The sequence below is a fragment of the Hahella sp. NS-SX17 genome (assembly GCF_057367735.1).
The window spans coordinates 831,174-852,302 of sequence record NZ_CM170632.1 but is presented as its reverse complement, the minus strand read 5'-3'; the positions used below and the strand labels follow the sequence as shown (position 1 = coordinate 852,302).

The following is a 21,129-nucleotide window of genomic DNA, read 5'->3' as shown; positions in this document are numbered from 1 at the left end:
TTAAGAGGGTCCAGCCATGGCCAGCGTCACGCTAAGAAATGTCTGCAAAAGTTATGACACGGTAGAAATATCCAAAGACATCAATCTGGATATCGAGGACGGCGAATTCGTCGTCTTCGTCGGTCCGTCCGGCTGCGGTAAGTCCACCTTGCTGCGCATGATCGCGGGTCTGGAGGAAATCACCTCCGGCGACCTGTTCATCGGCGAAGAGCGCATGAACGAAAAGGCGCCCATGCAACGCGAAGTGGGCATGGTATTCCAATCCTACGCCCTTTATCCCCACATGAACGTGGCGGAAAACATGGCGTTCGGTTTGAAACTGGCGAAGACCGCCAAGCCCGAGATCGACAAGCGTGTGGAAAACGCTGCGCGCATTCTGCAATTGGAGCACCTGCTGCAACGCAAGCCGAAAGACCTGTCTGGCGGACAGCGTCAGCGGGTGGCCATTGGCCGGACCATGGTGCGCGAGCCCAAGGTGTTCCTGTTCGACGAGCCGCTCTCCAACCTCGACGCCGCTCTGCGCGTACAGATGCGTATTGAGATATCCAAGCTGCACAAACGTTTGCAGAGCACCATGATCTACGTCACCCACGACCAAGTGGAAGCCATGACCATGGCGGACAAAATCGTCGCGCTGGATCACGGACGCATTGCGCAGGTCGGCAAACCACTGGAGCTGTACCACTACCCTTCCAACAAATTTGTCGCCGGGTTTATCGGCTCGCCCAAAATGAACTTCGTCACCTGCACGGTGTTGGAAGCTGGCGCTCAGTCCGTCAAAGTCTCCCTGCCCGGAGCCATCGACGTTGTCGTCCCGGTCAATGGGGCGGGACTGAAAACCGGAGATAAAGCGACCCTGGGTATCCGCCCCGAGCATTTCGTCAGCGCGGAAGAAGGCGAAGTCATTCTCAACGGCGTGGTCAATGTGGTTGAGCGCCTCGGCTATCAGACTCTGGTGCACGCCGACGTAGAAGGCTTCGACAGCACCCTGACCTTGCGCACGCCAGGCGCCAATCCCGTGCGGGAAAACAACCCGATTGCTTTGGGACTTAAGGCGCACAACTGTCATCTGTTCAAAGAAGACGGCAGCGCCTGTCCACGTCTTTATGTGGAGCCCGGCGTAGAGCTGTAGGCGCACACAGGAACAAACGCCAAAGAATTACTGCGACCGCAGTGATGCGACGGATTAAGCGATTCCTGTGTCGCCCACTCCGTCTATGTAAGCACCTCGACCCTGAGTGTTTACTCAGCGCTTTGCCCGGCCTTCGCCGGGTTTTTTTCGTCTGCGGTATGTGTTTCCGGAGGGTCGTCGCCAGCCTCCAACGCCACCTGCTCCTTGAGCAAGTCGGCGGCCCCGGAAAAATCAAACCCCGTCTCTTCATCCAGTTGCTCCGGGTCGAAGCGCACGCCGCACCCCGCCTTGACTAACTCAGCCGGTTTGCTCCGCCCTGTTTTCTTCGACATTACCTCTCCTCAGCCCATCAGGATCTTGGAATGGAATAAAGCAACACCTGCTTTTGCTGGATTTCCAGCTTTTTACAGGCTTTCCCGCCCAACTTCTCCGCCACGCGCCGCGAGCGGGCGTTCATTGGGTGGATCAGGCTGACCAGAGAGGACGCGCCCACATGGGAGTACGCCACGTCCCTGATCGCTTGCGCCGCTTCATAGGCATACCCCTGCCCCCAAGAGGCGCGGCGCAATAACCAGCCGATCTCCATGCCCGGCCATCCCTGCGGATAATAGAGTCCCGCGCGGCCCAGCAAACGCCCGCTCTCAATCTCCTCCAACGCCCACAAACCGTATCCCCGCAAACGCCAATGCCCGAGCATCAGCGCGAGGCTTTTCCAGGCTGCATCCAAATCATATCCCTGGCCGTTCGCCATGTACCGCATCACTTCGTCGTCAGCCAGCATCCTGGCGTAATCCGGCAAGTCCGCTTCCGTGAACTGGCGCAACCTTAAGCGCTCCGTCATCAGCGTAAGCGGCGCTTTAATCTCAATACTTTGCATAGGTTTCGCGTCTTTCCATAGAGTCTGTACAGATAATGGCTTTATTCAGCTTTCTACTACACTTGAATGAAGTTAATTAATTATATGCATCCTGGGTTAAGTCAGTTATTTATTATAGATATATCAACAAATTGATTTATAAACATATTTCCTAAAAGTGAGTGATAACAGACAGATTTAACTAGACTTAAAAGTGGAACACCTGCAATTGGGACAGCAATGAACGCACTGGAACAAGAGTTCGGTTTTCAAGATATCGTAGAGAACGCCGCTGATGGCGTATTGGTCACCAAAGCCTCGCCCCTGGACGATCCCGGCCCAGAAATCGTTTACGCCAACAGCGCCATGGAGGAATTGTCCGGATACAGCAGAGACGAACTGATCGGTTCCACTCCTAGAATGCTGCAGGGTCCACTCACGGATGCAAGCGCCTGCCGACGCATTCGTCGCGCCCTGCAGGAAAAATCACAAGTGCGTTGCCGGCTGCTGAACTATCGCAAAGACGGCGGTCAGTATTGGATCGAAATCAGCATAATGCCCTTATTGGACAAAAGCGGCTCGGTCAGCCATTTCGCCGCCATACAGCGGGATATCAGCGCCTACGTAAAACTGGAAGAGCATTTCTCCAAAGCCGCCGGCAAGGACGAAACCACGCTGCTCTCCAATAAAGATAATTTCCTTGATGGACTGGACAAAGAGTGGCGGCGCGCTTACCGGCATCACTCACTGTTCTCGCTTCTCACTTTTCAAGTTGACCAGTTCAACGCATCCCTCACGCGTGACTCAGAGCAAAGTCAGCAAATGCTGGCGCTGATCGGCGCGACCTGCAAAGCCGTATTCCGCCGCGAAGACACGCTTGGTCGTATCGGCGAAAACGAATTCGCCGTTCTGATGCCGGAGACAGACTTGCGCCAGGCCGGACTCGCCGCAGAGAGACTACGCAGTAAACTCTCTGCGCTGGTGGATCGTCACCCCAGCATTCGGCCGCCATTTACAGTCAGTATTGGCATTACACAGAATCAATTATTGGATGAGCGCCCGGAAAGTGTCCTTAACCGCGCCCGCCAGGGCCTGATCAAAGCCGGCGCTCAGGGCGACCGGGTGACGGTGGTGGAAATCTGACAGGCGAAACAGGGCGTAAGATCAGAACAAACAATAGAGGCAAACGGATGAGCAAGGCAGAAACACCTATGGAACTGAGCGAAGAACAGTGGCTGCACATCAACGAAACCATCACCATGCTCACGCTGGCGGTGGCGCAAATCGAAGCCTCCATTTTGGAAAGCGAGAAGTCATTCAGCCGCCTGACTCAGTCCTTCACTACCATTGTGGAAACCGTCAACGCCGCCCCCGATCCCTCTACACAGGCCAATGAACTGAAACTGCAATTGGACGGACTGAGAAAAGACGTCCATAACGCCGTGGTCGACTTCCAGTTTTTCGACCGCCTGGCGCAACGCCTTAGCCACGTAAAGGAAAGCCTCGGCGAACTGGGCGGACTCCTGCAGACGCGCGAACGTCTGGACAAGCCGGAAGAATGGAAAAACCTGCAACAGGATCTCAAAGGCCGCTACACCATGGCCTGTGAGAGAGAGATGTTCGATATGATTCTCAACGGCGTCGCCATTGAAACCGCGCTGGCTCACTTCAAAGCCAACTATCTGGATGAAATGGCTCAGCAAAACGAAGACGATGGAGAGATCGACCTGTTTTAAACATTTAAATCCCCGCACTCTACAGCGCTATTTTCTCCTTTTTCATGATGGGTGTTAGTCCTAAAGGACGATTGATCAAAAAACAGACACAAATACAATAACGCCAATATTATTTCTGTTTGTAACCCGGCCTCTTCTCATAGCAATTCAGGTTCCCCGACCCCGATTTACCTGAGCCTTCGTACGTCCAGAAGCGGCCTCTAACAAGGGATGTTTCCTGCATGCATTACCCCCGTCGCTTCCAAGTCAAACATCACTTGGATATCGTCGCCGATGAGCTGACGCGCATTGAGTCGCCCACCACCGCCATTGGCTATATCGAGAAGTGTCTGAACGACGGAGACGGGCGCGGTAAAGATTTCGACGCCTTTATCGCCTCGCTGCAGGGAAGTCATTTCCAGTCCACCTCCAACAAGTTTCCCGGCCGCACCGCAGCGGCGTTCAATAGCTGGCGCAACACCCTGATTCGCGAAGCGCGCCATGGCAATGTGCTGCTGGTGGTGGATAGCGCGGAAAAACCTTTCCATCCACTGATTATTGAGAAAGACAAAACGCTGACGCCGGGGCAGTCCAACACCCACGTCGCCACCCAGTTGCTGAATCGCCTGAAGCCGGTGAAAACGCCGTCGCCGAAACGTCCGGCGGGGACCGCCGCAGGGGGCGCGGCCGCCTCCAATCCCATGGCGGAAAGCCATCCGTCGTTCAACGGCAATGTAGGCTGGGCCAGTGAAAAGAGCCCAAAAACCAGCTACGGCGCGCCGCCGCCTCCTGCTTCGTCAGCGCCCAGTCCTGAAGAGACGTCCGTCAGCGACGCCAGCGGCCACAACGACAATGGCGACACGCAAACCGCCAACGACGAAGCCTGCGTCAGCGGCGATCCTGTGAGCATGATCACCGGCGAGGAGCTGCTGGATCTGGTGGACTTCACCTTACCTGGTCCCATGCCTTTAGCATGGAAGCGCACCTACAAGTCGTCCAACAACCATCAGCGCGGCCTGGGCGTGGGCTGGACGCACCTGTTGTGTCAGACCCTGGAAGAGGACAACGGCCGCATCACCTTCACCACCGACGAAGGCCGTTATATCGACTTCCCGCGTCCCCTGATCGAACAGTCCAGCCGCAACGCGGCGGAGCGCATGACCCTGCACCGATTGGACGAGAACACCTACGCGCTGCAGCAGATGGGACAACCGGATAAAGTCTTTGTCGGCGGCAACGGCGCCTACCGCCTGGAAGCCCTGGTGGACGCCCTGGGCAATCGCATCGACATTGCTTACTGGCAGGACGTGGAAGGTTATGCGCGTCCCATCACCATCCTGCAAGCCAGTTGGGGACCGCGCCTGCATATTCTGCATAACGCCCAGGGGCTGATGTGCGAAATCCAGTCGATCCAGTCCAACGGCGCCGTCGTTACCTTGGCCACCTACGACTATGACGAGCAGCAGGACCTGATTCGCGCCGCAGATCGAGCCGGCGCCAGCGAAACCTACGCCTACCGCCATCACGTCATCACCCGCCGCACTCTGAAGACCGGCTTCAGCTTCTATTTCGAATGGAGTCAGTACAGCCCGAGCGGCAAGTGTCTGCGTCAGTGGGGCGATCGCGGCATTTACGATTACCGTTTTGAATGGGATATCGCCAATAAAGTCTCCCACGCCTTCGACAGCAACGGCGGCAAAACCACTTACTACTACGACCACCGCGGCAAGATCATTAAGGAAATCGATCCCGAAGGCGGGGTCACGCGCATGGCCTACAACAAACAGGGCCAGTTGATCGAGCACATTGACCCGGAAGGCGGCGTCACCCGTTACGTCTACGACGAGCAGGGATTACTGACGCAACTGACCGACGCCACTGGCGCGTCTTACAAAATCCGCTACAACCACCGCGGCCAGCCCGTGGAGATGATCAATCCCCTGGGCCACAGCTGGCGTCGCGAGTACAACGGCCAAGGGCTGCTGACCTGCGTCACCGATCCCCTGGGCAACCAGGCCCACTACGCCTATAACGAACGCGGCCTGCCGCAGACCATCACCGACGCCGCCGGCAACGAAAAAACCTTCGTCTGGAATGCGCTGGCGCAATTAGTCAGCGAGAGCGTCAACGGCCGCCGCACCGAGTACCTGCTGAACGAAGACGGCGATATTAGCGCGGTTGTGGACGCGGACCAGCGCACAACCGAATACGAATACGACCTGCTCGGCAACGTCACTCGCGTACAGCATCCGGACGGCTCCGCCGTGCAGTTGCGCTACAACGCCAACAGTCAACTGACCCACTTTATCGACGCCGCCGGTCGCTGTACGGAATACGTATACGACGGCCTGTCCCAGGTGCGCAAAAAGATCGACCCCAACGGACAGGTGTTTGAATACCTGTACGACAAAGAACGCAACCTGATCGGTCTGATCAATGAAAAGGGCGAGCGCTACAAACTGGGCTACGACCGCAATGAACGCCTCATTCGGGAAATCGGCTTCGATGGGCGGATTCAGGAATACCAGTACAACCGCGCCGGGCATTTGGTCTCTCATCTGGAAGGCGTCCACATCGACCTGCCGTCGGAACAGGCCAACACCACCCGCTTCAGCCGCGACCCGTTGGGCCGGCTGCGGGAAAAACACAGCCCGGACGGCGAGGTCAGCCAGTTCCACTACGATGTGGCGGGACGGCTCACTGAGGCGAGCAACCCTCACCGACAATTGCGCTTCGCCTACAACGCCCTGGGGCAGTTAACGGAAGAGCGTCAGGACCAGCATGTGCTGCGCCATGATTACGATCCCCTGGGCCTGCGCACGCAAACCCAGTTAGCGGACGGAACCCGGCTTAACTTCGCCTACGATCAGCATGGCCTGTTCAGCGAAGCCCGCTACAACGACAACCTGCTGACGCAAATCACCCGGGATGAGCAGGGGCGGGAAATCACACGCCAGCAGGGCGCACTGCAATCCCAGTACGAATACGACCTGATGGGCCGCCTGAGCCGCCATCGCGTCGGCCATGAAGCCAACAAAACGCAACTGATCGACCGTCATTATCAGTACGACCACCATGGCAATCTGGCGTTGATCGACGATCTGCAAAAAGGCGCGACACGCTACCATTACGACGCCCTGGACCGTCTCAAGCAGGTGGAGAGTTACTGCAACGAGCAGTTCGACTTCGACCCGGCGGGCAACATCCTGAGCGGAGAAAGCGATAGCGCGGTGAAAAAAGGCAACCGCCTGCAATTCCATGGCGACCGCCACTTTGACTATGACGACGCCGGCAACCTGATCCGCGAACGTCGCGGCAAAGGCGGCAAACTGGAAACCCGCTACCTCTACAACAAGCAGAACCAGCTGATCGCGGTGGAGAAAGACGGGCAGCGCACCGAATACCGTTACGACGCCCTGGGCCGCCGTATCTCAAAACAGGACGCCTTCGGGCAGACGGAATTCCTGTGGAACGGCGACGTGCTGCTGTCCGAACAACGACAGCACCTGCGCAAGCTATATATCTACGAACCCGACTCATTCCGCCCGCTGGCGTTCATCCAGGACGAAAAAGTCTATCACTACCACCTGGATCACCTGGGCACGCCCCAGGAAATGACTGACGCCGAAGGAACCCTGGTCTGGTCCGCCCGCTACAAAGCCTACGGCGCCCTGGCGTTACAAGACGTAGAAAGCGTCCACAACCCGCTACGCTTCCAGGGGCAATACTTTGACGAAGAAACCGGCTTCCATTACAACCGCCACCGGTACTATGATCCCCAAAGCGGCCGCTTCATCAACCAAGACCCCATCGGCCTCCTGGGCGGCGCCAATGCCTACCAATATGCGCCAAATCCGGTGGGATGGGTTGACCCGTTGGGGTTGACGGCGAAGCCGGGAGATTGTCCTCCGACTTCTCCTGCACTCAAGGACAGTGTTTACAGTGCTGAAAATATCGCACAGCGTGCAGCTGAGTTTAACTACCTGCGAGAGTTGGATATAAAGAATAACGCCATGTTATCAGCTCAACAAAGGGCTAAGCTGATCATGGAAGATATAGCGCAAATGCCTGCGCTAAAATCAATCATTGCAAAAGTCAAAGAAATGGACCCTAGCGCCAAAGTTGGCTTTAGAGGAAGTATGACCACAGGTATGAAAGGACCACACAAGCTGGGCCAGGCGAAGCAGAGAGTAAAATTCGATGAAAGCGTTGCTTTCAAAAATGATAAACCCTATACAGATGAGCAGGGTTGGGATGTCGACTTTTTTGTTGTTAGTGACGCAATGAGAAGTAATCGCAATAGATGGCAAGGACTGAGGTCTTTAGCTTCTGATGATTTAATAAGTGACATAGACGATCTAAACCTTCAATTAAAAAGCAAGTATCCGAAAGGTCAATCGATAAAAAATAGATCATACAAAAATGAACACGATGACCCAACTGGATTTAGAACGGAGGAAAAAATAGATTTTAGAATATGGAATAGTGAAGAAATATCAAAAAACATGAAAGACGGAGACACTCCCTCTTTCATAGACAGCCAATAACTATCTGGAGCCACAAGTGAAACACCCTGGATTTATAGGAATGATATGTATTGAACCAGAGTTCGAAATACATACAGTTTTTGAAAAGATAAAAAATACGTTTAACTTTATAGAATTCAAAGAGATTCAAAGAGATGACGTTATCTCCTTTATTGCAGAGGATAGTAATTTTAGAGTTGCCCTATACGGAGCCCCTCAAGACACCCCTAATGCATTATATGGGCTTGATTATGTAAGCTACACAGACTCGTTACTGCCTTCAGACCTTGAAAAAGAAATAAAAGAAAAAAATGATTTCGAAATACATGTTTTCTCCAAAAGATATGAAATATCATCTCAATTAGCAAGCTGGATAAAAAGAAAAACAAATCTTAATGCATTCAAATAAAAACAATGCAAAGCTCAAATAGTCAAAAAGCAGAAGCCAGTATAATCACAAACAGCACCAATGGAATTCTAAGCATCACTGTCATTTTTAGTAACATAGGAGAAACAAGCTACTTCCTGGACAAAAAGCTTACCTTCCATAATGGCATATACACAATTTCATGCTTGTCATTAAATGCAGAAGGAAAAGAGATAAAAAGAAGGATAAATATAAAAATAAAGCCGTCTTCGTTTCCTGATGACTATATAGAAATCAAGCCTCATAGTTCATACAGGGGCAGCCTTGTTCTAAATGAGTACTTCAATCTACCTGAGTCCGGAAGCATTTCGATACAGTACCAGGCTTCGGCCAGAAACCCTGTAACAGGGGATATTGACGTCATTAAGTCAGCCATAACAGAAATAGAAATTGGAGACTAAGGCATCTCTGATGCAGCGAGTATTATCATTCAGTCACTAAGAGTGATCTGAAATACTCCATATAAACTATCCCAAAACTGCCCCTGCACTACTCCGCCTATTAAAATCCCAGATTTCCACCATTACGCTTACTGCCCCGAAATGCACGGCGACTCAAACGTTCGGACGATTGGCTGGTTGGGGGATTCTGTTCCGAGTATTGGACCCAATCCTGATTTCGTGTTGGAGATTCTGCAGCATTTCTGGCAATGTCATTTTGCCCATGATGGTGAGTTGGGCAAACATGCGTGTGAGATGTGTGATGCTGACGAGAGGTTCCACGGGGAGTTCTGGGTTGAGATAGGCGATATTCGCTATGTTCTGCCTTTGGCGGTTTTTCATTATATAAACGCCCATGACTATCAATTACCTCCTCAGTTTGTAGAGGATTTACTCCTGCACTGGCGCTCCGAGGCGTCGTTATCCTGCCGGGATGGAAGTTGCGCTGCGAGAAATCAGGACAGAAAGGGCTTTGAATGGCGTAGTGAGGTCAGTTGTATTCCCCATGGGCCTGTGAAAAAGTGGTGGCGTTTCTGGCGCCAATAATTCTGTGATACGGATAGCACTTAGCAGCTTAGGGTATTCGCCTTCCATTCACTGCCTACAGGACACCGATATGAAATTGCCAAAAGCCTTTCTTCCCTTCGTCGCGCTGGTCGCCGCCTCTTCCCTATCGTTCGCGTCCGATGAGGCGCCGGGTTGGGTGACGGAGGGTCCTTACGTCGCGGAGAAGGCGTTCTCTTTTGAACTCCCTCTGGAGGTTCTGGCTAACAAGTTATTTGTTGAAGTGGAAGTTGGCGGCGCGCCTCGGCGTTTTGTTTTTGACACCGGTTCGCCGTCGATGATGAGTGCGAAGCTTGCGCAGGAGTTGGGGCTTAAAGCCATCGACAAACGGCAAGGGCGAGATTCTCACGGGGCGATCGTGGAGAGTGAGATAGTGCAGGCGGATTTGAATGTCGGGGGAACGGTTTTTCATAAAACGCCGCTCTTCGTAGCGGATTTTCCAAAGACGGCGCAGTGCTTGTTTGATGGCGTACTCGGCTCTGAAGTGCTGCCGCTTTGCGCCTGGCAGATTGATTTATCCTCCTCCGTACTGCGTTGTCATTCCGAGTTATCGAAGCTCAACCACCTCGATAAAGCCAAAAAGCAGACTCTGTATGATTTTGGTTATCCGCATGCGCCGATATTCGATATTCAGTTCGCGGACAAGGCCAAAAGCAAGGCAATGTTTGATACCGGTTCGCCTGAGTATCTGGCGGTTTCTCCTCCTGATTTTGAGGGCGCAAAGCGCAACGGCGGCGTTGGAGCCAGCCTCTCGGGCGCAGGCTCTCTCGGCGGTTCGTTGGGCGGCGCAGCGCCAAACAAAGAACAACTGCAGATGCAATTTAAAAACCTGGCGATCGGCAATGTTGAGCTGGGACGGGTCGGCGCGCTGTTGCGGGAATCGCCGCCCAGTCTGATTGGCGCATCCGTGCTGGAGCACTTCATCGTCACGCTGGATTCACGGTCTTCCTCTGCTTACTTTCTCCCGTATCGCGATGGGCCTTTCTCGCGCTCGTCGTATGGATTTGCCATGAGCTTCGAAGAGACGCCAAGGGTTTCCCTGGTTTGGAACGATTCACCCGCCAAGGCTGCGGGCTTGCAGGTCGGTCAACCCATCACGTCCATTAACGGAGAGCCGGCCAACGCCTCTTGCGAAGGCATTCGTAGCGCCATGCGCGCGATGTCGGAAGGCGACGTTATTGAACTCACGTGGGAAGGCGGCGCAGCCAGGCTAAAAAGGGAAAGAACGTTAACGGACTGATCCCCGTTAACGTTCGAATGTAGAGGCAATGCAGAAGCGCGGCTTTCCGCACTCCCCTCAGTAATACAAAAACAGCTTCAAATCATCAAAGTACACGTCGTTGTCGTTACCGGCTTTGCGTAAGCCTCCCATGCTCACGCGCAGGGTGCGGGCGCCGCTGGGAAGTTGGCCGGAAACTTGGCGGGCTTCCCAGGATTGTGACCTGTTGCTGGTTAGGACGTCATCTCCCGCCCAGGCCAATTCAGCGCCGCCAGCGTCCAAGGCGATCAGTTGCAGGCGCGGCTCATCGTTTCCGCTCCAAGTGGAGAGCATGGCGCTGAATTCCGCGTAGGCGTCGCCAGTATCTATTTCCGTGGCGTAGGCGGACAGGTCAATTTCCTGTATGACCTGTTCCTCGCAGCAGTCGGAGGGCGCGCCTTTGCCGAAGCCGCGTCCGGCGAAATAATAGGTTCCTTCAGCGGGACCAAAACCACCGTTGTCGTTGGCGGTGATGGCGTTCATCATGCCTTTTTGCAGATTCCATCCGCTCATGTCCCCGGCTTCCGCATCGCCATTGAGAATCAGGTTATCGGTGCGGGTTCCGGCGATATCGAAACTGGCGACGTCACTCCAGGCGGACCAGTTCATATGTTCATCCCGCACTCGGGCGCGCCAATACCAGGTCGTCCCCGGACGCAACGCCAGCTCCGGCCGACTTTGGCCTGCGTAGGCGTCATAGCTGGAAGTATGCGTATTCTGCTCGCTGTAGCGCTTGTTCCAGCGATAGTAGTCATCGCCGCCGACGCGCACGGGACCGACGCTCAACATGTCGCTCAGCTGCAGATTAAAAATATCCGCATCCGCCTGCGTATCGATAGCGACATAGCCGCTTTCATGATCGCCCTCGACCTCATCGGCGGGACCGTAGTACAGGTTCTGACGGCGCGTGCGGTTGCCCCAGATATCGTAAACCGCGCCGTCAAACTCGGGACTTTCCGACACTTGCCAATGAACCGCGCGCACCACATCCGGCATAGCCACCTGCACACCCAGCTCCACGGCGCTGGCGTCCTGCTCGCCAGTTCCCGCCGTGACCAGAGGAAGATTGATATTGTCCTCGACGGAGAAGGTCAGGCTGTCCACCACAGAGAATTCCGTGTCGCCGTCAAAGCCGCCTTTCTTGCGCTCCAGCGTCATCGTCGGCGCGTCGCCGAAATGGAAGGTCAGCAGGTTGTAGCCGAACTCGCTGCGGCTGATTTCGAAGGTGTCGTAATCGCGGACCTGCTTGGCCTGATGATCCGCATCGTCCAGCGGTTCGATGTAGCCGGAAGCGCTGGCGGCGTTGAGCCACAGGTGATTCACATCCCGCGACTGTCCGCGGGAGTAAGCGTGAGTGTGCCCGAAAAGATGCCCGGTCACGGCGCCAGTACGGGCGCTATACTGCTCCAGCTCCGCCACCATTTCGCAACTGCCGATGCTCTCGCCAACGTTCCACATTTCCGAAAGACAACCATGATGGAACATTCCCAACACAAACTGCCTGCCCTGTACTTCCGCGTCATTCAGGGTTTCTTTCAGCCACTGCCGTTGCACCGCCAGGGTATCCCGGTTGAACGCGCCATGGGCGCCGGAGATCGTGTAGCTGTCCAGCCCGACCAGACGCAGGTCCAAATAGTCGAGGTAGTACCACTTGTCTTCGTAGCCGATAGAGCCGTTTTCCGGCGGCGCCATGTAGCTGCGGTACAGACGTAATTCCGCATCGCTATAGTAGTCATGATTACCGGGTACGGTTACCAGCGGCACATAAGGCGTAATGGCGGCGAGGCTGCCGAACAACTGCTCGCGCCAGTGCTGGCGATTGCCGCCCACTTGCACCACATCGCCGGAAATCGTGATGGCGGCGATATTTTCCGCGCAGGTCTGCGGTTGCGCGGCGTCACATTCATGCTGTAGAAAACCCTGGTTCACCACATTGGTGAGCACCTTGGCGTACTCATCCCGATCCAACTGGGTGTCGCTCAACGCGATGATGCGCGCCTGCTCCACGCCATCCCCCGCCTGGGGCCAGGTTTTGAAAGCGTAACGCGGCGTCGCCCGCTGTTCTCCCAACACCTTGGTGACCACGTAGTACTCATACAACGTATTGGAGCTGAGCTGATGTATCGGCGCTTTGCGCACCAAGCCGTCAAGGGAATGGGACTCCGCGCTGACGCGAGTGAATTCGCCCTTGCCGTCGAAGGGGCGCACCCATACTTCCGCATTGCTTTCTCCGGTTTCGAACATCACCGTCATTTGGTCAGATGCGGGAGCCTGCAGATAGGGTTGCACGATAAAATCCGGCGCGGTGGCGCTGCTCGGCGGCTCGACATCAGAGCCAGGCGGGTCGGTGGGGTCCTGGTCGCCGGAACAGCCGGCCAGAGCGAAGGCGAGACCGCAGGCCAACCAAGCAAGTCGTTTATGAAGCATGAGATATTCCTTGTAGGTTATGAATCCGGCAGCCAAACAGCGTCCCTCTGTTTGTCTGAAGCGACAGGGCCTGCATGTATCAGGTCCTGCCTTCGCGGCTTGCCGCCCCGCAGGCGCTTCCCTGCGCCCGGTTACCAACACGTCAATATCAGCGTCGTGTTAATAACTGGCGAATCATCTGGTTCGGACCAAGATAAGGTTGGAATATTTCATTGGAATTTCCATAAAATTTCATAAACAAGGCAGTTTTATGACCGCTGGTGCGAACCAGATTGTCATATTTATGTCACGCCGATTCGCTGTAATGCGCCAAAGCCAACACCGGACGCGGGTCCGCGCCGGAAAAGACGTAAGGAATGAATTGTGAATCAGGCAGCCGCTTATCTGTCTCTCGCCGCCAAACTGCAGCAGCGCATTCTCAACGGCGAATTGCCCGCCGGCAGCAAGCTTCCCTCGGAACGCGCCTTATGCGCCCTATTCGAAGTCTCCCGCGTCAGCGCCCGCGACGCTCTGCATGCGCTGGAGTCACAGGGATTGATCTATCGTTTGAATCGTATGGGCTGGTTCGTGGCGCCGCCGGTGTTTATTTACGATCCCACCCGCAGCAGCAGTATTCAGGAAGAGGCGATCAACCAGCATCGAGCGCTGACCACGGAACTGCTCAGCGCCGGGCGGGAGACGCCCCCGATTCAGGTCAACAAAGCGCTGAAACAGGCGCCGACGCAGAGCGCCTTTGTCGTCACCCGTCGCCGCGCGGTGGACCAACGCTGGGTACTGCTGGAAGTCTGCTACTTTCGGGAATCCGCCTTCCCTGATCTGCTCTCCCATGATCTGGCCGGGTCCCTCACCGCACTGGTGCGGGAACAATACGGCTATCGGGCCAGAGAGCTGGACGTCAGCATCTCCTCCTCGCCTCTCAGCCACAGCCATGCGCAACATTTGCAGGTGCGGGAGGGCAGCCCTTCTCTAAAACTGGAGCGTCAGGTTAAAGTCGCTGGCGAACCTATCGCGCTGGAGCGAGAATTCTGGCTGCACGACGCCATTGAAATGCGAGTGAAAGGACAAGGTAGCTGAGGCATGCGCGAAGACACCGACGTAAGATTTATCTCTCTCAAGACACACCAGCTCAGCGAGGCGTTCGCCGCTTACAAAGCGGGGCTCTATACGTCCATCGACACCGCATTCGGGTGGGATGAGGACTATCAAACTCAGCGCTTTTACAGCCACTACGCCGTGGAGGATCTTTATTGGATCGTCAGGGCGGACTGCCGGATCGGCCTGCTCTGCTATCGCTTGCATGAAGACGCGCTGCATCTGCATTTGGCGTTAATCTTTAGAGAGGCGCAAAGTCAGGGACTGGGGTCGCAAGTGATGGCGCAGTTACATCGTCTGGCGCAAGAGACGCAGCGCCGAATCACCCTTTCCAGCTTCAAAGACAACCATGGGGCGATTCGCTTCTACCATCGCCATGGCTACCGGACCACCGGGGAAGACGCGCATTTTGTGGAGCTGGAGCGCGGCTGGGATTAGCGCGCCTAGCCAGGGTTCTCCGCATACCAGCGCTTCACCGAGGCGGCGATTTTTTCCAGGGGTAACACGTCATCGGCGGCGTTGAGTTTCACCGCCGCGCCGGGCATGCCCCACACCACGCTGGAGGCTTCATCCTGGGCGATAGTGTAGGCGCCCGCTTCGTGCAGGCGCAGCAGTCCGGCGGCGCCGTCTTTGCCCATGCCGGTCAATAGCACCGCCATGGCGTTGGCGCCGGCGGCGTTGACCACGGAATCAAATAACACATCCACGCTGGGGCGATGTCGATTCACCGGCGGGGTTTCACTGAGTCGACACACGTACTTGGCCCCGGTGCGCACCACTTCCAGGTGATACTCGCCAGGCGCGATGTATACGCGTCCCACGGTGATGGGGGCGTTGTCGTAAGCCTCCTCCACTTTCATGGGCAAACGTCGGTCCAGACGCTCCGCAAAGGAGCGCGAGAAAGCGCCGGGAATATGCTGGGTGATGACGATGCCCGGCAGATCCATGGTCAATCCATCCAGCAGGTCGCGAATGGCGTCCAGACCGCCGGTGGAGGCGCCGACGGCGATCAGCTTATCCGTGGTGGCGAAAACCGGTTGCGGCTTCTCGCCGGCGGCGACTTTCTGGTGCTGCGCCTGCAGTCGCTGCTGCTTGAGCAACAGTTTTTCCTGAGAGATGCGCGCAGCGGTGATGACCTTATCGATGATTTCCTGGGCCTTTTCCTCAATGCCTTCGCGCAGGTCGATCTTGGGTTTGGCGATGAAGTCCACCGCGCCGCACTCCATGGCGTCCAGCGTCACCGCCGCGCCCTGCTCCGTCAGGCTGGAAATCATCACTACCGGCATGGGACGCAGCCGCATGAGGTTACGCAGAAACGTGAGTCCATCCATGCGCGGCATCTCCACATCCAGGGTGATGACATCCGGGTTGAGCGCCTTGATCTTCTCCCGCGCCTGATAAGGGTCGCCAGCGGTATCCACCACTTCCAGGTGTGGCGACTGGTTGAGGATTTCCACCAGAATTTTGCGCATCAGCGCTGAATCGTCCACCACCAGGACTTTGTACACCTTCCCCGCTCCGCTGCTCATAATGTTCCTCGTCATTATTCGTTCAAATGCGCCGGGAACCTCTATCCCGGTCAGAACAGGTCCACATCTCCCGCTACCTTGGTGTGGCTCAGCTCGTCCATATAATGTTCTTCACGTTGAATCACCGTGTCGTTGTGCAAAGACTTCAGGCGCTTCATCATGACTTTGCCGTTGGTGGGGTCATACAGAATCTTGCGGGGGTAATCGCCGCCCACGTCCTCCGACATAATCTTGAAACCGTCCACTTCCAGGTAGCGGCGCACAAAGTCGATATTCTTCTCCCCTACGCTGCTCATGCCGCGGATCACATTGGCGCCGCCGAATATTTTCACCTCCAGCGTGCTGCGTTTACCGGTGAGCTTCATGACGTCATTGATCAGATGCTCCATGGCGTAGTTGCCGTAACGAAAGGCGTCGCTGAGGATATCCATGCGGCCGCCGCCGGCGTTTTGCGGCAGCATAAAGTGATTCATGCCGCCGACGCCGGAGGCCGGGTCGCGCACGCAGGCCGAAATACAGGAGCCGAGCACAGTGCCGATCAGCTCCTGCTGATTGGTGACGTAATATTCTCCAGGCATGATCTTGGCCATGAAGCGGCCCTGATTCTGCACCCAAAAGCGGTTCACGCCTTGAAACCAGGGCAGACTCAGCGGCGGCGGTTGCGGTTTTTTCTGTGCGGAGTTCACGCTAGGTCACCTTCTGATAAATGGTTTGCCCCAGTGATACGAACTGGCTGGATACGCCATGCAAGGATTCAGAGTGCCCCATGATGAGATAACCTTTGTCCACCAGGCTGTCCGCATAGCGCGCGATGAGCTTCTGTTTAGTTTCGCGATCGAAATAGATCACCACGTTACGGCAAAAAATCACGTGGTATTTGTGCTGGAAGGAAAATGGCTTGTTCAGGTTCACCTGCATGAACTCGATATTCTTTTGCAGTTCCGACGACACCCGCGCCATCCCTGAGTTGGCGCCCTTGCCGCGCAAAAACCAGCGTTTCTTGACCGGAGCGGGAATCGAGTCGACGCGTTCCAGGGGATAAACGCCGCGCTGGGCTTTGCCCAGCACCTCGGTGTCGATATCGGACGCGGTGATCCGCCAATTCATCTTGGTGGCTTCCGTGGCCTCCGCCAGGGTCATTGCGATAGAGTAGGTTTCCTCGCCGGTGGAGCAGCCCGCCGACCACACCCGGAGCTCCTTGACGCCGGCCTTGGCGTATTCCGGAACCACTTTTTCGCGCAGAAACGCAAAATGGTGGTTTTCCCGGAAAAAGGACGTGAGGTTAGTGGTCAATGCATTGATGAAATGGGTGAACTCTTCATCCTTGTGGCGCTCCAGGTAAGCCACGTACTGGTCGAAGTTACTCAGCTTCAGCGCACGCACCCGCTTGGCCAGACGGGAGTAGAACATTTCATACTTATTGTCCTGCACCACAATTCCGGTGTGGTCGTAACTCATGGCGCTGAGCTTGGCGAAATGCTCCTGCGTAAAATTGAACTCCCGCGCCCGTTCGCCGGTGTGCAGCCTATCGTTCATAAGCCGCCTTCCTTCAGTCCGCAAGCCCGGGAAGCTGTGACTGCAGAGACAGCGTGCGCACCATCTGTTTCATGTAGTCCGAGGCCTCCAGCCAGTCGACGCCGCCGCCATGGCTGGCCTGCCGCTTTTGCGCCGCCAGCAGGAGCTGCAGCGCCGCCGCGTCCATAACCTCCACTTCGCCGCAATAAAATTTGATGCGTTGCGTCGCAGGCGCGCCATTCACTTGCTCATAGATTTTTTCCACCGAACTGATGGAAAAGGCCCCGGGCAATTTGATGACCCCGGGTTCATTCACTTCATGTTGATCGCTCATTCCTTGCTCCAGGTTTCCATCTGCGTAAAGGTTTCCGGGTCGAGCAGTTTATCCACATCGATCAGCACCACCATGCCTTCATTGCGATTGACGACGCCGGTCAGATAACGGGTGTCGAGCTTGGAGCCGAGTTGCGGACGCGCCTTGATGTCCTTCTCCGCCACATCCATGACGTCCGCCACCCGGTCCACCACCATGCCCATGGTGTGATGCTCCGCCCCATCGGCTTTGTCCAACTCCACGGAGACGATGATCACCACGGTCTCACGGTCGTAATCCGCCTTGGGCAGCGCAAAACGCACCCGTAAGTCGACAATCGGCACGATGCCGCCGCGAAAGTCGATGACGCCCTTGATGTACCTCGGCACGTTGGGGATTTCACGAGGCTTGTTCCAGCCTCGAATTTCCCTCACCCGCAGGATATCGAGCCCATAGGACTCCTCACCCAGCCAGAAGGTCAGAAATTGCAGGTTATTGTCCGCGCTCTGCTGCGCATTCTGTCGCTTGTCCATCAGAACACTTCCCAGTCTTCGTCTGTTTGCGTTTTATCCGATTGCGGTCGCGTCGCCGCCTTAGCGGTTTTCTTGACTTGCTGCGCCTGCGTTTTTGCTGGTGTTGACTTCGCGGCGACCGCCCCTCCGGTGGTTCCTTCCATTTTAAAGAAGGACATCAACTGCACCATTTGCTGGACGCTTTCCAGAGAAGACTCCGCGGAAGACGCAGTTTCTTCCGCCAACGCCGCGTTCTGCTGGGTGATTTCGTCCAGTTCCATCACCGCCCGATTGACCTGCTCGATGCCGGAACTCTGTTCCTCCGTCGCCGAGGCGATATCGGAAATCAGGTCGCTCGCCTTTTTGACATGCTGAATAATCTCATCCAGATTTTTGCCGGACTCATCCACCAGATGGGAGCCCGTCTGCACCTTCTTCACGCTGTCCTCGATCAGGTCTTTAATTTCCCGCGCCGAGGTGGCGCTGCGCTGCGCCAGATTACGCACTTCCGTCGCCACTACCGCGAAACCGCGCCCTTGATCGCCTGCGCGCGCCGCCTCGACCGAGGCGTTCAGGGCCAACAGGTTAGTCTGAAACGCGATGTCGTCGATGACGCCGATAATCTCCACAATCTTGCGGCTGGCTTCGTTGATGTCGCCCATGGAGGCAACCGTACGCTGCGTCACCTCGCCGCCTTTGGCGGCGGCGCTACGGGCCATGTTGGCGAGTTGGTCCGCCTGCCGGGCGTTATCCGCGGTGTTGCGCACGTTGCTGGATAGCTCTTCAATGCTGGAGGCGGTTTCCTCCAGGCTGGAACTTTGTTTTTCCGTTCGTTCAGAGAGCTGGTTGTTGCCGGTGGAGATCTCCTGATTGGACGAGCGCACGTTTTCACTGCTCTGCGTCAATTGCGAAATGATATCGTCCAGACGCGCCATGCTGCTGTTGACCGCTTCCGCCAGGCCCGCGTACTGGCCCTCATAATCCTGCCGCATGCGCCCCTGCAAGTCGCCATCCGACAGCGCTTCCATCACTGAACTGATATCCTCCAGTACCGAGTCCATCACCGCGATCAGTTCGTTCAACCCTTGCGCCAGGGTCTGGAAGAAGCCGGCCTTGCCCTTCATCGACACTTTTACTTTCAATTCCCCCTTTCTGGCGCTTTCTACGATATGTTGAACTTCCCTTTCGGTCACGACCTGGTTGGTGACGTCACGCCATTCCACAACAAAGCCAATGATCCCGTCCCTCTCATTGCGGATAGCCCCCGCCGTCAGGTCAAAATAGGCGTCCCCTAATTGCAGCTTCGCATCGTGGGGATGGCGCAGCCCGGAAAGTAAATTGCGTTGATGGCTCGGGTTCTGGTGGAAAAAATCAATGCATTGCCCGTCCAGTTTATCTGCGTCGAATTGTGGAAGGCGCTTTTTGATTTCAGTTTCGGCGTCCTTCAGCACCTTTCTGACGGCGGGGTTCATGTAGACAATATTGAACTTTTCGTCAGCGACCATGATGGCCGTGGAAGTCGTGTCCACCGCCTGCTTCAGGCGAGTAGTAACAACAAGCTGCTCACGATCCCGTTCTAGTTGCTCTTTTAGCTGATCGCGCATAACGCGCAACTGGCCATATACGCCAGCGCGCTCTCCCAGCTTTTGCTCCAACCGGCCCGCCGCGATATCCTGCGCAATAGATTCCAGCTCCGCCGGCTCGCCCCCGAGCCCGCCCGTAATTGTACGCACAATAAAATATCCACACGCCAGCAGCGCCAGAATAATCAGTGCGCCCGAGATAATGGCGAGGTTGCGGGCGATGGTCGCTTCAGAGATATCCGTCTCAATCGCCTGCGCCAACGCCTCCAAAGAGTTGTCCCATAACGCAAAGGAGTGGGACAGCGCAGCCGTCGCCTCCGCAAAAAACTGCTTTCCGGCGGCCTCTGAGATAGTCTCTCGACGGTCAATGACGGCAGTCAGATCACGGGCTTTCGTCACTACGCTACGGGAGTTATTCAGCGCCTTTTCCAGCAAAGGGGGCAGCTGTTCGTATCGCTCCGCCACCAGCCCCACATTGTGTTCAATGTCCGCCAGGCGCTGCATGACGGCGTTGCCCAACCCTACCGCTTGAGAGAGCACTGAGAGGTCCGTATCACCAGTTGCGGCATAGCGCGCCAGCTGTCCCGAGAAACCACCGCGGAGTTTGCCCATATTCTCAACCATCACAGGGAGATTCGCAGTGTTGATAGTGGTCAGAAACCGGATATCGACATCATGACTAATCGCCAGGGCGGAGTTCTCCGCCACATGCTTAAACAGATCAATCAGTCCCAGGATAATGTCAGTATGACGCGCAAAGCTGTCCGGCCCACTCAAAGCGCCATAGCCCGCCTTCAGGCGCGCCCAGTCATTGGCGAGGGATTGCACTTCCTGTGCGGCGCTTACCTGCCCATCCAATCTGACTGTCGCCTCCAGCAGCGTTTTCCAGGCGGCGTCCAGCTTATCTTCGTTGACCCGCAAAGCGCCCGCGACGCTGGTCTCGCCATTTTTCAGCAACGCGGTGGTTCCCCGATGCTCCGCCGTCAGCTTTTGCACCGGTATCACCAGACGTATGATCTCTAACCCCTGCTCTCCCAGCTTCTCTTCATTCAGCCTTTTTTGTGCGTCTACAACACTTTTTCCCAGCAAAAAAGCCAGTGGGAGAGAGAAGACCAGCGCGAATATTAACAGTTGCTGCCAGATTTTTAGTTTTTTGAACATGCCATCACCATTTCAGAAAGCGTCCTTTAATCCTTGTGCTGGTTTTGAACAAGTCTTCCTCCAAATCTCGAGGTCAGAG

The 21,129-nt window shown here is 55.7% G+C and carries 19 protein-coding genes; 10 read left to right on the top strand and 9 right to left on the bottom strand.

From position 1 onward, the window contains the following. Positions 1–16: 16 nt before the first annotated feature. On the top strand, positions 17–1,132 hold the full coding sequence (gene malK / locus AC2IBB_RS03875; protein WP_486331599.1) for a maltose/maltodextrin ABC transporter ATP-binding protein MalK: 1,116 nt from the start codon (positions 17–19) through the stop codon (positions 1,130–1,132). Between the two features lie 110 nt (positions 1,133–1,242). Here the strand turns inward: malK and AC2IBB_RS03870 are convergent, their stop codons facing one another. Together AC2IBB_RS03870 and AC2IBB_RS03865 are read right to left on the bottom strand one after the other, a co-directional pair. Beyond that, a complete protein-coding gene (locus AC2IBB_RS03870; RefSeq protein WP_486331598.1) occupies positions 1,243–1,464 on the bottom strand; it encodes a hypothetical protein in 222 nt (73 codons plus the stop codon). A gap of 17 nt (positions 1,465–1,481) precedes the next feature. Beyond that, positions 1,482–2,009, bottom strand: coding sequence for a GNAT family N-acetyltransferase (locus tag AC2IBB_RS03865; protein ID WP_486331597.1), 528 nt, complete (start codon positions 2,007–2,009; stop codon positions 1,482–1,484). A gap of 219 nt (positions 2,010–2,228) precedes the next feature. Here AC2IBB_RS03865 and AC2IBB_RS03860 point away from each other — a divergent pair, with 219 nt between their 5' ends. From AC2IBB_RS03860 to AC2IBB_RS03830, 7 genes are all read left to right on the top strand, one after another. After that, a complete protein-coding gene (locus tag AC2IBB_RS03860; RefSeq protein ID WP_486331596.1) occupies positions 2,229–3,131 on the top strand; it encodes a diguanylate cyclase domain-containing protein in 903 nt (300 codons plus the stop codon). 47 nt (positions 3,132–3,178) lie between these two features. Beyond that, positions 3,179–3,724 (top strand): hypothetical protein, encoded by a 546-nt coding sequence (locus AC2IBB_RS03855; protein WP_486331595.1) that lies wholly within the window; start codon positions 3,179–3,181, stop codon positions 3,722–3,724. 221 nt (positions 3,725–3,945) lie between these two features. Beyond that, positions 3,946–8,250, top strand: a complete 4,305-nt coding sequence (locus tag AC2IBB_RS03850; protein WP_486331594.1) for an RHS repeat-associated core domain-containing protein — start codon at positions 3,946–3,948, stop codon at positions 8,248–8,250. A gap of 16 nt (positions 8,251–8,266) precedes the next feature. Continuing rightward, positions 8,267–8,638, top strand: a complete 372-nt coding sequence (locus AC2IBB_RS03845; RefSeq protein WP_486331593.1) for a hypothetical protein — start codon at positions 8,267–8,269, stop codon at positions 8,636–8,638. Between the two features lie 5 nt (positions 8,639–8,643). Then, positions 8,644–9,057, top strand: a complete 414-nt coding sequence (locus AC2IBB_RS03840; protein WP_486331592.1) for a hypothetical protein — start codon at positions 8,644–8,646, stop codon at positions 9,055–9,057. Positions 9,058–9,198: 141 nt separating this feature from the next. Continuing rightward, positions 9,199–9,642, top strand: a complete 444-nt coding sequence (locus AC2IBB_RS03835; RefSeq protein ID WP_486331591.1) for a DUF7919 family protein — start codon at positions 9,199–9,201, stop codon at positions 9,640–9,642. A gap of 70 nt (positions 9,643–9,712) precedes the next feature. Next, the gene (locus AC2IBB_RS03830) at positions 9,713–10,900 is read left to right on the top strand and encodes a retropepsin-like aspartic protease (protein ID WP_486331590.1); all 1,188 of its coding nucleotides are present in this window, start codon (positions 9,713–9,715) and stop codon (positions 10,898–10,900) included. Positions 10,901–10,957: 57 nt separating this feature from the next. Here the strand turns inward: AC2IBB_RS03830 and AC2IBB_RS03825 are convergent, their stop codons facing one another. Beyond that, positions 10,958–13,345, bottom strand: coding sequence for a purple acid phosphatase family protein (locus tag AC2IBB_RS03825; RefSeq protein WP_486331589.1), 2,388 nt, complete (start codon positions 13,343–13,345; stop codon positions 10,958–10,960). Positions 13,346–13,708: 363 nt separating this feature from the next. Between AC2IBB_RS03825 and AC2IBB_RS03820 the strand changes: the two genes are divergently transcribed. Both AC2IBB_RS03820 and AC2IBB_RS03815 read left to right on the top strand, forming a co-directional pair. After that, on the top strand, positions 13,709–14,419 hold the full coding sequence (locus tag AC2IBB_RS03820) for a UTRA domain-containing protein (protein WP_486331588.1): 711 nt from the start codon (positions 13,709–13,711) through the stop codon (positions 14,417–14,419). Positions 14,420–14,422: 3 nt separating this feature from the next. Beyond that, the gene (locus AC2IBB_RS03815) at positions 14,423–14,875 is read left to right on the top strand and encodes a GNAT family N-acetyltransferase (RefSeq protein ID WP_486331587.1); all 453 of its coding nucleotides are present in this window, start codon (positions 14,423–14,425) and stop codon (positions 14,873–14,875) included. A 5-nt stretch (positions 14,876–14,880) separates the two neighbouring features. On the opposite strand, the gene AC2IBB_RS03810 is transcribed toward AC2IBB_RS03815, so the two are convergent. From AC2IBB_RS03810 to AC2IBB_RS03785, 6 genes are read right to left on the bottom strand one after another with little or no spacing between them, the layout of a single operon-like run. After that, entirely contained in the window at positions 14,881–15,966 is a 1,086-nt protein-coding gene (locus AC2IBB_RS03810; protein WP_486331586.1) for a protein-glutamate methylesterase/protein-glutamine glutaminase, read from the bottom strand. Between the two features lie 50 nt (positions 15,967–16,016). After that, on the bottom strand, positions 16,017–16,652 hold the full coding sequence (gene cheD, locus AC2IBB_RS03805; protein WP_486331585.1) for a chemoreceptor glutamine deamidase CheD: 636 nt from the start codon (positions 16,650–16,652) through the stop codon (positions 16,017–16,019). Position 16,653: 1 nt separating this feature from the next. After that, positions 16,654–17,502 carry a CheR family methyltransferase gene (locus tag AC2IBB_RS03800; RefSeq protein WP_486331584.1) on the bottom strand — a complete coding sequence of 283 codons (849 nt, stop codon included), beginning with the start codon at positions 17,500–17,502 and terminating at the stop codon, positions 16,654–16,656. Positions 17,503–17,515: 13 nt separating this feature from the next. Further along, positions 17,516–17,815: an STAS domain-containing protein gene (locus tag AC2IBB_RS03795; RefSeq protein WP_486331583.1), complete on the bottom strand. Its 300-nt coding sequence runs from the start codon at positions 17,813–17,815 to the stop codon at positions 17,516–17,518. Further along, the gene (locus AC2IBB_RS03790) at positions 17,812–18,327 is read right to left on the bottom strand and encodes a chemotaxis protein CheW (RefSeq protein ID WP_486331582.1); all 516 of its coding nucleotides are present in this window, start codon (positions 18,325–18,327) and stop codon (positions 17,812–17,814) included. Before AC2IBB_RS03790 ends, AC2IBB_RS03795 begins: the two co-directional genes overlap by 4 nt. Beyond that, positions 18,327–21,050: a methyl-accepting chemotaxis protein gene (locus tag AC2IBB_RS03785; protein WP_486331581.1), complete on the bottom strand. Its 2,724-nt coding sequence runs from the start codon at positions 21,048–21,050 to the stop codon at positions 18,327–18,329. The genes AC2IBB_RS03790 and AC2IBB_RS03785 overlap by 1 nt, the downstream gene beginning before the upstream one ends. Positions 21,051–21,129: the final 79 nt, after the last annotated feature.

Coding starts and splice junctions, on each gene's coding strand:
- AC2IBB_RS03815 (WP_486331587.1), top strand. CDS start 14,423: ATGCGCGAAGACACCGACGTAAGATTTATCTCTCTCAAGACACACCAG.
- AC2IBB_RS03835 (WP_486331591.1), top strand. CDS start 9,199: ATGCACGGCGACTCAAACGTTCGGACGATTGGCTGGTTGGGGGATTCT.
- malK (WP_486331599.1), top strand. CDS start 17: ATGGCCAGCGTCACGCTAAGAAATGTCTGCAAAAGTTATGACACGGTA.
- AC2IBB_RS03860 (WP_486331596.1), top strand. CDS start 2,229: ATGAACGCACTGGAACAAGAGTTCGGTTTTCAAGATATCGTAGAGAAC.
- AC2IBB_RS03795 (WP_486331583.1), bottom strand. CDS start 17,815: ATGAGCGATCAACATGAAGTGAATGAACCCGGGGTCATCAAATTGCCC.
- AC2IBB_RS03790 (WP_486331582.1), bottom strand. CDS start 18,327: ATGGACAAGCGACAGAATGCGCAGCAGAGCGCGGACAATAACCTGCAA.
- AC2IBB_RS03825 (WP_486331589.1), bottom strand. CDS start 13,345: ATGCTTCATAAACGACTTGCTTGGTTGGCCTGCGGTCTCGCCTTCGCT.
- AC2IBB_RS03855 (WP_486331595.1), top strand. CDS start 3,179: ATGAGCAAGGCAGAAACACCTATGGAACTGAGCGAAGAACAGTGGCTG.
- AC2IBB_RS03865 (WP_486331597.1), bottom strand. CDS start 2,009: ATGCAAAGTATTGAGATTAAAGCGCCGCTTACGCTGATGACGGAGCGC.
- AC2IBB_RS03800 (WP_486331584.1), bottom strand. CDS start 17,502: ATGAACGATAGGCTGCACACCGGCGAACGGGCGCGGGAGTTCAATTTT.
- AC2IBB_RS03830 (WP_486331590.1), top strand. CDS start 9,713: ATGAAATTGCCAAAAGCCTTTCTTCCCTTCGTCGCGCTGGTCGCCGCC.
- AC2IBB_RS03870 (WP_486331598.1), bottom strand. CDS start 1,464: ATGTCGAAGAAAACAGGGCGGAGCAAACCGGCTGAGTTAGTCAAGGCG.
- AC2IBB_RS03840 (WP_486331592.1), top strand. CDS start 8,644: ATGCAAAGCTCAAATAGTCAAAAAGCAGAAGCCAGTATAATCACAAAC.
- AC2IBB_RS03785 (WP_486331581.1), bottom strand. CDS start 21,050: ATGTTCAAAAAACTAAAAATCTGGCAGCAACTGTTAATATTCGCGCTG.
- AC2IBB_RS03850 (WP_486331594.1), top strand. CDS start 3,946: ATGCATTACCCCCGTCGCTTCCAAGTCAAACATCACTTGGATATCGTC.
- AC2IBB_RS03810 (WP_486331586.1), bottom strand. CDS start 15,966: ATGAGCAGCGGAGCGGGGAAGGTGTACAAAGTCCTGGTGGTGGACGAT.